At 63.8% G+C, this 14,757-nt stretch carries 13 protein-coding genes; 7 read left to right on the top strand and 6 right to left on the bottom strand.

Features of this window, described 5'->3' with window-relative positions; translation table 11 throughout:
- Positions 1–36: 36 nt before the first annotated feature.
- From VOM14_RS16750 to VOM14_RS16735, 4 genes are all read left to right on the top strand, one after another.
- Positions 37–1,284: an ABC transporter substrate-binding protein gene (locus VOM14_RS16750; RefSeq protein WP_327629831.1), complete on the top strand. Its 1,248-nt coding sequence runs from the start codon at positions 37–39 to the stop codon at positions 1,282–1,284.
- A gap of 202 nt (positions 1,285–1,486) precedes the next feature.
- Positions 1,487–2,425: a carbohydrate ABC transporter permease gene (locus VOM14_RS16745; RefSeq protein ID WP_327629830.1), complete on the top strand. Its 939-nt coding sequence runs from the start codon at positions 1,487–1,489 to the stop codon at positions 2,423–2,425.
- Entirely contained in the window at positions 2,415–3,272 is an 858-nt protein-coding gene (locus tag VOM14_RS16740; RefSeq protein ID WP_327629829.1) for a carbohydrate ABC transporter permease, read from the top strand. Before VOM14_RS16745 ends, VOM14_RS16740 begins: the two co-directional genes overlap by 11 nt.
- 79 nt (positions 3,273–3,351) lie before the next feature.
- Positions 3,352–4,467 (top strand): ABC transporter ATP-binding protein, encoded by a 1,116-nt coding sequence (locus VOM14_RS16735; protein ID WP_327629828.1) that lies wholly within the window; start codon positions 3,352–3,354, stop codon positions 4,465–4,467.
- Between the two features lie 89 nt (positions 4,468–4,556).
- On the opposite strand, the gene VOM14_RS16730 is transcribed toward VOM14_RS16735, so the two are convergent.
- From VOM14_RS16730 to trxB, 5 genes are all read right to left on the bottom strand, one after another.
- Positions 4,557–5,474, bottom strand: coding sequence for a LysR family transcriptional regulator (locus VOM14_RS16730; protein ID WP_327629827.1), 918 nt, complete (start codon positions 5,472–5,474; stop codon positions 4,557–4,559).
- Between the two features lie 86 nt (positions 5,475–5,560).
- On the bottom strand, positions 5,561–6,220 hold the full coding sequence (locus tag VOM14_RS16725; protein WP_327629826.1) for a glutathione S-transferase family protein: 660 nt from the start codon (positions 6,218–6,220) through the stop codon (positions 5,561–5,563).
- Positions 6,221–6,361: 141 nt separating this feature from the next.
- The gene (locus VOM14_RS16720) at positions 6,362–6,982 is read right to left on the bottom strand and encodes a trimeric intracellular cation channel family protein (RefSeq protein ID WP_327629947.1); all 621 of its coding nucleotides are present in this window, start codon (positions 6,980–6,982) and stop codon (positions 6,362–6,364) included.
- A gap of 13 nt (positions 6,983–6,995) precedes the next feature.
- Positions 6,996–7,754, bottom strand: a complete 759-nt coding sequence (locus tag VOM14_RS16715) for a Smr/MutS family protein (protein ID WP_327629946.1) — start codon at positions 7,752–7,754, stop codon at positions 6,996–6,998.
- Positions 7,755–7,921: 167 nt separating this feature from the next.
- Positions 7,922–8,923: a thioredoxin-disulfide reductase gene (gene trxB, locus VOM14_RS16710; protein WP_327629825.1), complete on the bottom strand. Its 1,002-nt coding sequence runs from the start codon at positions 8,921–8,923 to the stop codon at positions 7,922–7,924.
- 379 nt (positions 8,924–9,302) lie between these two features.
- Here trxB and VOM14_RS16705 point away from each other — a divergent pair, with 379 nt between their 5' ends.
- The gene (locus VOM14_RS16705) at positions 9,303–11,612 is read left to right on the top strand and encodes a DNA translocase FtsK (protein WP_327629824.1); all 2,310 of its coding nucleotides are present in this window, start codon (positions 9,303–9,305) and stop codon (positions 11,610–11,612) included.
- A 220-nt stretch (positions 11,613–11,832) separates the two neighbouring features.
- Positions 11,833–12,564, top strand: coding sequence for an outer membrane lipoprotein chaperone LolA (gene lolA / locus VOM14_RS16700; protein WP_327629823.1), 732 nt, complete (start codon positions 11,833–11,835; stop codon positions 12,562–12,564).
- A 92-nt stretch (positions 12,565–12,656) separates the two neighbouring features.
- Here the strand turns inward: lolA and VOM14_RS16695 are convergent, their stop codons facing one another.
- Positions 12,657–13,571, bottom strand: coding sequence for a LysR family transcriptional regulator (locus VOM14_RS16695; RefSeq protein WP_327629822.1), 915 nt, complete (start codon positions 13,569–13,571; stop codon positions 12,657–12,659).
- A gap of 169 nt (positions 13,572–13,740) precedes the next feature.
- Between VOM14_RS16695 and speB the strand changes: the two genes are divergently transcribed.
- Positions 13,741–14,730: an agmatinase gene (speB, locus tag VOM14_RS16690; protein ID WP_327629821.1), complete on the top strand. Its 990-nt coding sequence runs from the start codon at positions 13,741–13,743 to the stop codon at positions 14,728–14,730.
- Positions 14,731–14,757: the final 27 nt, after the last annotated feature.

The raw sequence follows: 14,757 nt of genomic DNA, 5'->3' as shown, positions 1-14,757 counted from the left end.
TTCGTTTTTTGTTCAGGTGTCTGGAGGAGATAAGCAATGAAATTTCGCGCGATCATGGGCGCTCTGTGCGCCGCAGGTCTGATGTGTGGCGTCTCGGCCGTGCAGGCTGCCGAGTCGATCGAAGTGTTGCACTGGTGGACCTCGGGCGGCGAATCGAAAGCCGTCGGCGTCCTCAAGGACGACATGACGAAGCAGGGTTACACGTGGAAGGACTTCGCGGTTGCGGGCGGCGCGGGCGCCGCTGCCATGACGGCGCTCAAGACCCAGGTGATCTCGGGCAACGCGCCGAGCGCCGCGCAGATCAAGGGCCCCCTGATTCAGGATTGGGCGTCGCAAGGCGTGCTGGTGCCGATCGACTCGGTCGCGGGCGACTGGAAGAAGAACCTCCCGCCCGAAATCGACAAGATCATGCACGCGGACGGCCACTACGTCGCCGCGCCGTTCTCGGTGCACCGCGTGAACTGGCTGTACATCAACAAGGCCGCGCTGGATAAGGCCGGCGGCAAGGTCCCGACCACGTGGCCGGAATTCTTCGCGGTGGCCGACAAGATGAAGGCCGCGGGCATTCAGCCGATCGCCATGGGCGGGCAGCCGTGGCAAGACCTGACGCTGTGGGAAGACGTCGTGCTGTCGCAAGGCGCGGACTTCTACAAGAAGGCGCTGGTCGATCTCGACGAAAAGACGCTGACCTCGGACAAGATGGTCGGCGTATTCGACACGGTCCGCAAGATTCAGGGTTACTTCGACGCGGGCCGCACGGGCCGTGACTGGAATCTCGCCACGGCCATGGTCATCAACGGCAAGGCCGGCATGCAGTTCATGGGAGACTGGGCGAAGGGCGAATTCGCCAACGCCGGCAAGAAGTCGGGTTCGGACTACGTCTGCGCCGCTGTGCCGGGCACGGAAAAGTCGTACACGTTCAACGTCGACTCGTTCGTGTTCTTCCAGCAGAAAGGTTCGAAGGCCGCCACGGCGGGCCAGCTCGCGCTCGCGAAGACGATCATGTCGCCGGAATTCCAGGAGCAGTTCAGCCTGTACAAGGGCTCGATTCCGGTTCGCCTCGGCGTCTCGATGGCGAAGTTCGACGACTGCGCGAAGAAGTCGTACGCGGATGAACAGGTCGCGATCAAGTCGGGCGGCTATGTGCCGTCGCTCGCGCACGGTATGGCTCAGCCGGATGCGGCAGCCGGCGCGATCTCCGACGTGGTCACGAAGTTCATGAACTCTCAGCAGGATTCGAAGAGCGCGGTTGCAGCGCTCGCGAAGGCGGCGAAGACCAAGTAAGTGAAGTAGCGAAGCGGCGCGCCGCCCGGCAATTGGGGCGCGCCCCTCGCGCCGCGCCTGCGCATATCGCGGGGGCGGCTTCGCCCTGGTTTCATGGAGTCACACCTATGCCGTCGCGGTTTTGCGTTTGCCCCGTGCTCGCGTTTGTCGTGCGCCTCGAACGCGAGCGGCCCGACGGCACAGTTTCAGCAGGAGTCGAGTAGTGACTGCTTCTATCAGCGGAAACGGGAAAACGGCTACCGTCGCCCGCCGCGCGTCGCCCATGGCGGCCCTTGCCGATCGCTTCATTCCGAAGCTGGTGCTCGCACCCAGCGTGTTGATCAGTCTGATCTTCGTGTATGGCTTCATTGCCATCACCGGCTATCTGTCGCTGTCGAATTCGCGGCTGATGCCCCGTTACGATTTTGTCGGTCTCGACCGTTATCGCGAACTGTTTGATAACGACGTGTTCTGGACGTCGGCTGCGAACCTCGGCTGGTTCGGCATCCCGTTCATCGGCATCTGTATCGGACTTGGCCTTTTCCTCGCGATTCTGCTCGATCAGCAGATCCGCAACGAAGGCGCGCTGCGCGCGGTGTTTCTCTACCCGATGGCGCTGTCGTTCATCGTGACCGGCACGGCGTGGCAGTGGATCATGACGCCGAGCATCGGCCTCGAAAAGGTTTTTCACGACTGGGGCTGGACGAGCTTCTCGTTCGGCTGGCTCGGCGATCCGGACAAGGCGATTTTCTGCGTCGTGATCGCGGCGGTGTGGCAATCCACCGGCTTCGTCATGGCGCTTTTTCTCGCCGGCTTGCGCGGTGTCGACGGCGAAATCTTCAAGGCCGCGCAGATGGACGGCGCGAACCTGCCCACCATCTACCGCAAGATCGTGATTCCGAGCATGCGTCCGGTGTTTTTCTCGGTGCTGCTGATTCTTTGCCACATCACGATCAAGACCTTCGACCTCGTCGTTGCGTTGACGGCGGGCGGTCCGGGCACGTCGTCGTCGCTGCCGGCTATCTTCATGTACACGTTTTCGTTCAATCGCGGGCAGCTCGGCGTCGGCGCGGCATCGTCGATCATGATGCTCGCCACCGTCGTGGCCGTGCTCGTGCCGCTCATGTATATGGAATCGAGGAGCACCCGCAATGCAGCCTAAGATGACGATCAGCCGGGCCGTCATTTACGCGGCTCTGGTTCTGTTTGCGCTGTACTTCCTGTTCCCGCTCTACGTGATGCTCTCGACGTCGTTCAAGGACATCGACCAGTTGCGCACCGGCAACCTGCTCACACCGCCGTCGCACTGGACCGTCGATCCGTGGATCAAGGCGTGGAGCGGCGCCTGCACGGGCGTGCGTTGCGACGGCATGCAGCCGTTCTTCATGAACTCGGTGCGCATGGTGATTCCGGCGGTGCTGATTTCGTCGATCGTCGGCGCGTTCAACGGCTACGTGCTCACGCACTGGCGTTTTCGCGGCGCCGATCCGATCTTCACGATGCTGCTGGTCGGCTGCTTCATTCCGTTCCAGGCGATCCTGCTGCCGATGGCGCGTTTCGAAGGCGCGCTCGGTCTGTCGAACACCACGACCGGTCTCGTCGTCGTGCACGTGATCTACGGCATCGCGTTCACCACGATGTTCTTCCGCAACTTCTACGTGAGCGTGCCGGCGGAACTCGTGAAGGCGGCGCGTATCGACGGCGCGGGTTTCTTCACGATCTTCACGAAGATTCTGCTGCCCGTATCGCTGCCGATTTTCATGGTGTGCCTCATCTGGCAATTCACGCAGATCTGGAATGACTTCCTGTTCGGTATCGTGTTCTCCGGCGTCGATTCGATGCCGATCACGGTCGCGCTGAACAATCTCGTGAACACGTCGACCGGCGTGAAGGAATACAACGTGGACATGGCCGGCGCGATCATCGCCGCATTGCCCACCTTGCTGGTCTATGTGATCGCCGGACGCTATTTCGTGCGCGGCCTGACGGCGGGCGCGGTGAAGGGCTAACACCAACCGGGCGTGGCGGCGCGGCTTTAGCCCGCGCCGGGCGCTTCCAAGCAGTACCAGAGACTAGAGGATTCACAGCATGGCAAGCCTTTCCATCCGTGACGTGTACAAGACCTACCCGAATGGGGTGCCGGTTCTGAAGGGTGTCAACATCGACATCGAAGATGGCCAGTTCCTGATTCTGGTCGGCGGCTCGGGCTGCGGTAAATCGACGCTGCTCAACATGATTGCCGGTCTCGAAACCGTGACCAAGGGCGAGATCCAGATCGACGGCAAGACGGTGAACAACCTGTCGCCGAAAGATCGCGACATCGCGATGGTGTTCCAGTCGTACGCGCTGTATCCGTCCATGACGGTGCGCGAGAACATCTCGTTCGGCCTGAACATCCGCAAGGTGCCGAAGCAGGAGCAGACGCAGATCGTCGATCGTGTGTCGAACACGCTGCAGATCACGCACCTGCTCGACCGCAAGCCGGGCCAGCTGTCCGGCGGCCAGCGTCAGCGCGTGGCGATGGGCCGCGCCCTCGCGCGCGATCCGGTGATGTTCCTGTTCGACGAACCGCTGTCGAACCTCGACGCGAAGCTGCGTATCGAGATGCGTTCGGAAATCAAGCTGCTGCATCAACGCCTCGGCACGACGATCGTCTACGTGACGCACGATCAGATCGAAGCGATGACGCTCGGCGACCGCATCGCGGTGATGAAAGACGGCATCGTGCAGCAGTTCGGCGCGCCGCAGGAAATTTACGACTCGCCGTCGAACCTGTTCGTGGCCGGCTTCATCGGTGCGCCGCCGATGAATTTCATTCAGGGCAAGCTCGTCGAGCAGGGCGCGGGCATCGGCCTCGAACTGGATACGGGCGTTACGCGCACGGCGCTGAACCTGCCGTTCGATTCGTCGAAGGTGAACTCGCATCTTGGCCGCGAGGTGATTCTCGGCTTGCGGCCGGAACGCATCACCGATTCGCGCGGCGCGCACGGCGATCAGGCGAAGCTTCAGCAGATCGAGGTGAAGGTCGACGTGATCGAGCCGACCGGTCCGGACACGCTGGTGTTCGCGCAGGTCAACGGCAAGCGCGTGGTGAGCCGCGTGCACCCGGCTTCGAATCCGCAGCCGCTCACGAACGCCACGCTGCTGTTCGATACGTCGAAGGCGGTGTTGTTCGATCCGTCGAACGAAGAGCGGATTGCCTGAGCGGGCAACCGGGCGCCGCACGTCGCCTGAAGTGAAAATGAAAAAGCCCCTTGCGTGGTAAAGCGAGGGGCTTTTCTTCATCGACGGCGTCAGGCGTCAGGCAGGCGCAGGTCCGGATTGTTGCGCACGAGTTCCGTCACCCATTCGGTGAACGCGCGCAGCCGCGAACTCAGATTGCGGCGATGCGCGTACAGAATGGACAGCGGCGTGCCGGGGCTCGTGTAGTCCGTGAGAATTTCCTTCAGCATGCCGCGCTCGATCAGATGCGCGACCATGAAGCGCGACGGCTGGATGATGCCGTGGCCGAGCGCGCCCGCGCGTATGTAGACCGAGCCGTCGTTCACCGCGAGCACGCTTTTCATCGCGACCTTGGCGATCTCGCCGTTCACTTCGTATTCGAAGGGAAACGTGCGGCCCGTGCGCGCCGACACATAGTTCACCGCGCGATGCCCGGCCAGTTCTTCGAGCGTGGTCGGCGTGCCGTGCTTCTCCAGATACGCTGGCGACGCGCACGTGACGATCCGCGCATGACCGATGCGCCGCGCCACGAGACTCGACTCCTCCGGCGTGCCCATGCGGATCACGCAATCCACCGCGTCCTGGATCAGGTCGATGTTGCGGTCGGCGAGGCCGAGCCGCACGTCGATCTCGGGGTAGCGCTGGTAGAAGTCGTCCAGCGCCGGCAGCAGCAGCGCGCGGGCGAGCGTGCCGGACGTATCGACGCGAATCGTGCCCACCGGATTTTCGCGCTTGTTCGACAGAGACGATTCGGCGTCCACGACTTCCGCGAGAATGCGCACGCAGCGTTCGTAGAACAGCGCGCCGTCTTCGGTGACGCTGACCTGGCGCGTCGAGCGGTTCAGAAGCCGCACGCCGACGTGTTCTTCGAGCGCCTGAATCGTCCGGCTGACTTTGGCGCGCGGCAGGTCGAGCGATTCGGATACCTTGGTGAAGCTGTTCGCCTCGACCACACGCGTGAATATCTCCATCGCTTCGAAACGGTCCATGTCTGGCCTTGTGAGTGATTGGCGGAAACAGCGTTCGACGTGAAGTGTATAGGCTGAATCTACTGTTGTCCGCAACGCGCGTCCGCCTAGTCGCGGTCGGGCGCGCCGAGCGGGAAGAACGAGCGATATGGCCGCGCTTCGTCGACCGCACGGGCGAACGACGGACGTGCCAGCAGCCGCGCACGATAAGCGCGCACGTGCGCGAACGCGGGATCGATGGCGTGCGTCCAGTCGGCGTAAAAAAGAAACGGCGCGGCGCCGCAGTCGGCGAGGCTGAAGGCGTCGCCCGCGGCCCACTCGCGCCCGGCCATCGTTTTGTCGAGCCACGCGTACGCGGTGTTGAGCATCGCCCGCGCGTCGGCGACGCCGCGCGGGTCGCGCCCGGTTTCAGGACGCATGCTGTCGAAGACGATCTTCTGCTGCGGCGTCGAAATGTAGTTGTCGAAAAAGCGGTCCATGCTGCGCACTTCGAGCGCCGCGCGGGCGTCGGCGGGCAGAAGCGACACCGGCCCCGGATAGTAGAGCCCGAGATATTCGATGATGATGCTCGCTTCCATCACGGTGCGGCTGCCGTCCACCAGCACCGGAAAACGCCTGATCGGCCACAGTTCGGTGAATTCCGCCATGATCTGCGGATCGTCGTGCGCGAGCAGGCGGAACTCGAACGGCGTGCTGTTCTCGTAAAGCGCGGTGAGGGCTTTCTGGCAGTACGAGGAGAACGGGTGCGCATATAGCTTGAGGCTCATCGTGATCACCTTGAAGGTTGGAGCGGGTGCAATGCGGCCCGGCGAATCGGCGAAGACGCCCGGCCGTTTACCTCACGACGAACGGGCGCGCGTCAAATCGACACGACACCCGCCATTAGCCCGATTAGCCCGCGGTATCCGCTAATGCGGCAGCCGCACGTTGAACCTGAACGTCGCGAGCCGCGCGAGCAGAATGAAAGCCGTGGCGACGAGCACGCTGTACACCGTGTCGAAGTCCATATAGTCCAGCAGCACATACAGCCAGCAGCCGACAAAAGCGCATGTCGCATACGGCCGCGAGTCGCGCAGAATCAGCGGCACTTCGTTGCACAACACGTCGCGAATCACGCCGCCGAACACGCCCGTCGCCACGCCCATCATCACGGACGTGAACCAGGGCATTTGCGCGTCGTGCGCGATCGAGGTGCCCGCGATGCTGAACAGGCCGAGGCCGATGGCGTCGGCTATCAGCAGCACGCGCTCGGACAGCAGGCGCGAGGTCATCTTGAGCACGGTCGGCGCGAACAGCGACATCGCGAAGATGGCGATCACGTAATCCTGATGCTCGACCCAGTAGAAGGGCCGCCTCTCGAGCAGCACGTCGCGCAGCGTGCCGCCGCCGAAGGCTGTGGCCATCGCCACGAGAAACGTGCCGACCGCGTCGAGCCGGCGAGTCTTGGCTTCGATGAAACCGGAAATGGCGTACGCGAAAATCGCCAGCGCTTCCATGATGGTCAGCGCGAGCGTCAGCCTGGGATGAATCACCGTGGCTCCGTCAAAGCTTGACTGGGGCCGGCGCGGCGCCGGGCTGGAGCAGCACGACGACCGCGCCGGCGCCGCCGTCGTGCGGACGGGCCTGGCAAAACGCGATCACCTCGCTTTTCTGCACGAGCCAGGCGCGCACTTTGCCCTTCAGCACGGGCTCCTTGCCGATCGATCCCAAACCCTTGCCGTGAATCACGCGCAGACAGCGCAAGCCGCGCTTCACCGATTCGCGGATGAACTCGGCCAGCGCCTCGCGCGCTTCCTCGCGGCGCATCCCGTGCAGGTCGATTTGCGCCTGCACGATCCAGTCGCCGCGCCGCAGTTTCCGCACGACGTCCTGGCTTACGCCGGGACGGCAATAGGAGAGCGTTTCGTCTGTTTCGAGCAGCACCTCGGGATCGAATTCGTCTGAAATGGCTTCATGCAGCACGGCTTCTTCGTCGAGGCGAGTCTGCACCGGCAGCGGCGGCGGCGGATTGCGCGACATCGAGGCGCGCGGCGGCACCGCGAGCGGCGCGATTTCGCCGACCTCGCGACGGAACAGCTCGCCCTCCGCAGCCGCTTCACGCTGTGCGGCTGCTGCGGCCGCGCGTTCGCGCTCACGCCGTTGCGTGTCGAGCTTCAACGCGTCACGCAGCGCGCCCAGGCCGGCGAGGCCCGCCGCCGGCTCGATTTTCGGTTTGGCGACGGGCGCCGCCGCTTCCGGCGCGGGTCGCGCGGCGGCGCGGGCGCGCTTGGGCTCGTTCGGATGTGGATGATTCTTCGGCATAGCGGAAATACACGCGAAAAGTAATTCGGTCACGCGGCGCTCAGGCGGGCGCGATGCGGCCTCCATGCAAAAAGGCCGCGGTTCGGGAGCCGCGGCCTTTTATCGAGCGAGCGGCCGGCAGGGCCAACCGCTATTTTACCGTTGCGTTCGCGCGGAAGCGGCGCGGATCAACGCTCGGCTTCCTGGCTCATGGCGTGTTCGCCGGCCATTTCGTTGATGGTTTCGAGATAGCGCTGCGCGTCGAGCGCGGCCATACAGCCCGTGCCCGCGCTCGTGATCGCCTGGCGGTACACGTGGTCCTGCACGTCGCCGGCGGCGAATACGCCCGGCACGCTCGTGGCCGTCGCGAGGCCGTTCAGGCCGCCCTTGGTGATGATGTAGCCGTTCTTCATGTCGAGCTGGCCTTCGAAGATGTCGGTGTTCGGCTTGTGGCCGATCGCGACGAACAGGCCCTGCAACGCGATGTCGGTCGTCTCGCCGGTTTGCGTGTGCTTGATGCGCAGGCCGGTCACGCCGGACTGGTCGCCGGTGACTTCGTCGAGCGTGTGGTTCCACTTGATCTCGACGACGCCTTCCTTTTCTTTCGCGAGCAGACGGTCGATCAGGATCGGCTCGGCGCGGAACTTGTCGCGACGATGGATCACCGTGACTTTCTTCGCGATGCCCGACAGATAAAGTGCTTCTTCGACCGCGGTATTGCCGCCGCCGATCACGGCCACATGTTGCTGCTTGTAGAAGAAGCCGTCGCAGGTCGCGCAGGCCGACACGCCTTTGCCCATGAACGCTTCTTCGGACGGCAGGCCGAGGTATTGCGCCGATGCGCCCGTCGAGATGATCAGCGAATCGCACGTGTACTCGCCGGAATCGCCGATCAGGCGGATCGGTTTTTCGTCGAGCTTCGCCGTGTGGATGTGATCGAAGATGATTTCGGTATTGAAGCGCTCGGCGTGCTCCAGGAAGCGCGTCATCAGTTCCGGACCTTGCACGCCGTTGGCGTCGGCGGGCCAGTTTTCGACGTCGGTCGTGGTCATGAGCTGGCCGCCTTGCGCGAGACCCGTGACGAGCACCGGCGCGAGGTTGGCGCGCGCCGCATAGACCGCTGCCGTGTAGCCGGCGGGACCGGAACCGAGAATCAGGACCTTGGCGTGTTTCGTGGAAGTTGCGGGCATGATCGAATCCTTTTACGGCGCGCCGCTCGCGATGCGAGGCCGCGCCACTTGAACTGGAACTGTAGATGGGTATCAGTCGGGCATTATAAAGGGCGGGGCGGCGGCCTGCTTTATGAAGGTTTCCGATCGCGGCGATAGTCACGGGCGCGCGCTCTTTTTTGTCGGCGTTCGTCTTCGGCTTGTCTTCGCGTTGTGCTCGTTGTGCTGTATGACCCGCGTGTGGACGCATGTCCGCGCCCGGCGTGTGTGGCCAATCGGCCAGGTTACCGTCATTTACAGCCTCACGCGGGACACTGCGTTTACAATAGGCCGGATCGAAGTTTCGGCTCGCCGTTCGGCTCGCCGGCGCACCGGATCGGCCACACAAGCAACAGGATCAATGGCAAAAGCTCCTTACTCCGCGAGCGCGCAGGCATTGCCGCACCGCATGTCGCGCCTCTTCACCGAAATCCGCTGGATTCTGCAGGTCGCGCTCGGCGTATTCCTGCTCATGGCGCTCGTCAGCTACAGCCGGCGCGATCCGAGCTGGACGCACGCCGCGCAGGTCGACCATATCGCTAACTGGGCGGGTCGCGTGGGCGCGTGGACTTCGGACATTCTGCTCCTGCTGTTCGGCCTCTCCGCGTATTGGTGGATCGTGCTGCTCGGCCGCCACATCTCCGCGAACTACAAACGCATCACCCGTCACGAGGAACCGCCGGAAGACGCGCCGCGCGACGTGAGCTGGCTCGCGGACGCCTTCTCGTTCATGCTCGTGCTGCTCGCGTGCGACGGCATCGAGGCGCTGCGCATGTGGTCGCTCAAGGTGCAATTGCCGCGCGCGCCGGGCGGCGTGATCGGCGAGGCGGTGGCGCGCGGCGTGTCGCATGCGCTCGGCTTCACGGGCGGCACGCTCGCGCTGCTGATCGTGCTGGCCATCGGTTTGTCGCTGTATTTCCGGTTTTCGTGGCTGTCGGTATCGGAGAAGGTCGGCGAGTCGATCATCTCCGCGGTGACGTTCGCGAAGCTGCGCCGCGAGGCCGGGCGCGACCGCAAACTGGGCGAAGCCGCGGCGGTCAAGCGCGAAGGCAAGGTCGAGAAGGGCCGTGTGCGGATCGAGGAGCACGAGCCCGTCATGATCGTGCCGCCGGTCGTCACGCCGGCCAAGTCGGAGCGCGTCGAGAAGGAACGGCAAGTGCCGCTCTTCACCGATCTGCCCGGCGATTCCACCTTGCCGCCCATTTCGCTGCTCGATCCGGCGCCCGCCGCGCAGGAAACTATTTCCGCCGACACACTCGAGTTCACCTCGCGTCTGATCGAGAAAAAGCTCAAGGACTTCGGCGTCGAAGTGAGCGTGGTCGCGGCGTATCCGGGTCCGGTCGTCACGCGCTACGAGATCGAGCCGGCCACCGGCGTGAAGGGCAGCCAGATCGTGAATCTCGCGAAAGACCTTGCGCGCTCGCTGTCGCTCGTGTCGATCCGCGTCGTCGAAACGATTCCGGGCAAGAATTTCATGGCGCTGGAATTGCCGAATCAGCGCCGCCAGACCGTGAGCCTGTCAGAGATTCTCGGCTCGGCCGTATATGCGGACGCGGCTTCGCCGCTCACCATGGGTCTCGGCAAGGACATCGGCGGCAAGCCGGTCTGCGCGGATCTCGCGAAAATGCCGCACCTGCTGGTGGCGGGCACGACCGGCTCGGGCAAGTCGGTGGGTATCAACGCGATGATCCTGTCGCTGCTCTACAAGGCGAGCGCCGACCAGGTCCGCATGATCCTGATCGATCCGAAGATGCTCGAAATGAGCGTCTACGAAGGCATTCCGCATCTGCTGTGTCCGGTCGTGACCGACATGCGGCAGGCCGGCCACGCGCTCAACTGGGCGGTCGCCGAAATGGAGCGCCGCTACAAGCTGATGAGCAAGCTCGGCGTGCGCAATCTGGCGGGCTACAACAACAAGATCGACGAAGCCACGAAGCGCGAGGAAAAGCTGCCGAATCCGTTCAGCCTCACGCCGGACGATCCGGAACCGCTCACGCGTCTGCCGAACATCGTGATCGTGATCGACGAACTCGCGGACCTGATGATGGTGGTCGGCAAGAAGGTCGAGGAACTGATCGCGCGCATCGCGCAGAAGGCGCGCGCGGCCGGCATCCATCTGATTCTCGCTACGCAGCGTCCGTCGGTCGACGTGATCACCGGTCTGATCAAGGCCAACGTGCCGACCCGCATGGCGTTCCAGGTGTCGTCGAAAATCGACTCGCGCACGATTCTCGACCAGCAGGGCGCCGAATCGCTGCTCGGCATGGGCGACATGCTCTATCTGCCGCCGGGCAGCGGCTTGCCGGTGCGCGTGCACGGCGCGTTCGTGTCGGACGAGGAAGTGCATCGCGTCGTCGACAAACTCAAGGAGCAGGGTGAGCCGAACTATATCGAGGGCATTCTCGAAGGCGGTGTGACGGGCGAGGGCGACGAAGGCTCGGCCGGCGCAGGCGGATCGGGCGATGGCGAATCGGACCCGCTTTACGATCAGGCGGTCGATGTCGTGCTGAAGAACAAGCGCGCGTCGATTTCGCTGGTGCAGCGGCATTTGCGCATCGGCTATAACCGCGCGGCGCGCCTGCTCGAACAGATGGAAAACTCGGGCGTGGTGTCGGCCATGTCTTCGAACGGCAATCGCGAGATTCTCGCGCCGGCGCGCGAAGCGGAATGAGGCGCGCGGCGCGAAGCGGGCTGTTGCGGGGCTTCGCGCACCACGCGTTAAGTCTCATCTAAGACTCATTTAAGACTGGCTGCCTAAGCTCTCACATAACGCTGTCAGGCTGGCCGCGAACCTCGCGGCCTCATGCGTGTTCGCCTCATATCTCACGCGTGCCTCCATGCGCCGCGAACGTCGCGGCCGCTCAACGAATTCAATCAAGGGAGAAATCCATATGCAGCTATTCGCGCAGCAGCATGCTCAATCCGGCAGTGTCGCCCGCTTTGCACGGGCAGTCGCGCGCGGCGTCGGCACGGCGGCGATCGGCGCGTCGATGCTCGTCGCGTCGCAGGCTTTCGCGAGCGGCACCGAGCAGTTGAAGGCGTTCGTCGCGCAAGTTCACTCGGCGCGCGGCACCTTCGTGCAGCAGGAAGTGCGCGCCCCCGGCAAGGCGCAAGCAGCAAGCGGTGCAAGCGGCGTGTTGTCCACCGCTGGCGGCGGCAAGGGCGGCACGTCGAGCGGAACATTCACCTTTGCGCGTCCAGGCAAGTTCATCTGGCAATACGAAAAGCCCTACGCGCAACTTCTGCAAGCAGACGGCGACAAGCTCTACGTCTACGACAAGGATCTGAATCAGGTGACGGTGCGAAGCCTCGGCGGCGCGCTTGGCGCGAGCCCGGCCGCGATCCTGTTCGGCAGCAACGATCTGGACAAGAACTTCACGCTGCGCGACGCGGGGGTGAAGGCCGGCATCGACTGGCTGGAGCTCACGCCGAAAGCAAAGGACACGCAGTTTCAGCGCGTGGGCATCGGCTTCAAGGACGGCAATCTGCAAGCCATGGAACTGCACGACGTGTTCGGCAATGTGACGCTGTTGACGTTCTCGAATATCCAGAAAAATCCGCCGCTGCCGGCCGACGCCTTCAAGTTCACCGTGCCGAAGGGCGCGGACGTGATCAACGGCTAAGTCGCCGTAGTGCGGAGCTGGCTGCGAAGTTGGCCGCGAAATGGGCTACAAAAGCCGCGCCGGGTGCGCGGCTTTTTTTATCGCGGCTCGCGTCAAGCTTGCCTGACTTCGAGCGCGTGCGCGGCCTCCATGTCGTCGATAAACGCTTCGACAATATCCGTGCGATGCTGCCGCGCACGCGTGACCATATGAAACGTGACGCGGTATCGCATGAGCGCCGGATTCAACGCGGCGAGCAGCCCCTGTTCGACAAACGGCGCCGCAAAATGCCCCGGCAAATAACCCAGATGATGCCCGGAAAGCACCAGCATCGCGACGGCTTCCATGTTGTCCGCGACAGCGGTGACATGGCGCGGCGTCGTCGAACTGTCCGCTTCGGGCAGCGGATAGCTGCGCCACGCCCATTCGTGAGCCGCGGCTTGCGCCGGCGAGACGTCGCCGGCTGAAGCGAAGAGCGGATGCCCTTTCGCGCAGTACGCGAATTGATCTTCGGCGAACACCTCGGTGTATTCGAGCGACGGCACGCGATGCCAGAAATAGCCAATGCCGACCTGAATCCGGCCATTGAGCAGCAGCTCTTCAAGCTCACCCGGCGAGCGCACCAGAATCGAGAAACGCACCGACTGATCGCGCGAGCGAAACCGGCCGATCGCGTCGCTAATGCGCGCGCTCGCCGCCACCGGCGTATGCCCGATCATGCCGATGTCGAGCGTGCCGACCAGCTTGCGCCCCACGTTGCGCGCCTGCACGCCGAAATTGTCCACGGCGCCGAGCAGCGCACGAGCGGCATCGACAAACTGTTCGCCGCGCGCGGTCAGGCGGAAGCCGCCGCGGCCGCGTTCGCAGAGCCGGTAACCCAGGCGCGTTTCCAGCGTGGCGAGTTGCGTGCTGATGGTCGACTGGCCGATGTTGAGCGTGGCCTGGGCCGGCGACACGCCGCCCGCGTCGACGATGGCGAGAAACACGCGGATCAGCCGCAAATCGAGGTCGGTGAGTTGGGAGAACATGCGTCAGCATACATCGACAGAAAGCGATGTGAAGATGGGTTTGCGGCTATTTAATGTTCGCGAAGTCTGCTCAACAATGAGAATTCGTCCCGGCGACGCGCCGTTCTGACGGTTTTTCCGAGCCGGATTGCAGCGTTCACTTGCTGCGCATTCTCATTGCCAAGTCACGATGAATACTTCTTCCTTTGTCTCTCCCGAAGCCGGCGAACGGCCGCAGCCGCTGTCCGGCAACACCATGCCGCGCTGCGGCGGCATCGCGACGATGATGCGGCTGCCGAACGTCGGCTCGGCCGCGGGATTTCACGCCTGTTTCGTCGGCGTGCCATTCGATCTCGGCACGTCCAACCGCACCGGCGCGCGCTTCGGGCCGCGCCAGATCCGCAGCGAATCGGTGCTGCTGCGCCCGTACAACATGGCGACGCGCGCGGCGCCGTTCGATTCGCTGCGCGTGGCCGATCTCGGCGATGTGGCGATCAACCCGTACAACCTGCACGATTCGATCGCGCGCATCGAAACCGCGTACGACGAGATCCTCCAGCACGATTGCAAGCCGGTCACGCTCGGCGGCGATCACACCATTGCGTTGCCGATCCTGCGCGCGATTCATCGCAAGCACGGCAAGGTCGGGCTGATTCATGTGGACGCGCACGCCGACGTCAACGACACGATGATGGGCGAGAAAATCGCGCACGGCACGCCGTTTCGTCGCGCGGTGGAGGAGGGCCTGCTCGATTGCGGGCGCGTCGTGCAGATCGGCTTGCGCGGCACGGGTTACGCGGCGGAAGACTTCGACTGGTGCCGCGATCAGGGCTTCGAGGTCGTGCAGGCGGAGGCGTGCTGGAACCAGTCGCTTGCACCGTTGATGGCGCGCGTGCGCGAGCGCATGGGCGACGGTCCGGTCTACATCACGTTCGACATCGACGGGATCGATCCGGCCTTCGCGCCGGGCACGGGCACGCCGGAAATTGCCGGGCTGACGGTGCCGCAAGCGCTCGAAATCATTCGCGGCGCGCGCGGCTTGAATATTGTCGGCTGCGATCTGGTGGAAGTGGCGCCGCCATACGATCCGTTCGGCACGACGGCGCTTCTCGCCGCGAATCTCGCGTTCGAGATGTTGTGTGTGCTGCCGGGCGTCGAGTATCGAACGTCGGGGAGATGAGTGGGCTGCGGGAGTGGTTGCGGTGAG

It is taken from the genome of Paraburkholderia sp. MPAMCS5, from assembly GCF_036016995.1.
Classification (GTDB): Bacteria; Pseudomonadota; Gammaproteobacteria; order Burkholderiales; family Burkholderiaceae; genus Paraburkholderia.
Note: the sequence above shows the minus strand (reverse complement) of the source record. Positions and strands in the feature narration are given on the sequence as shown.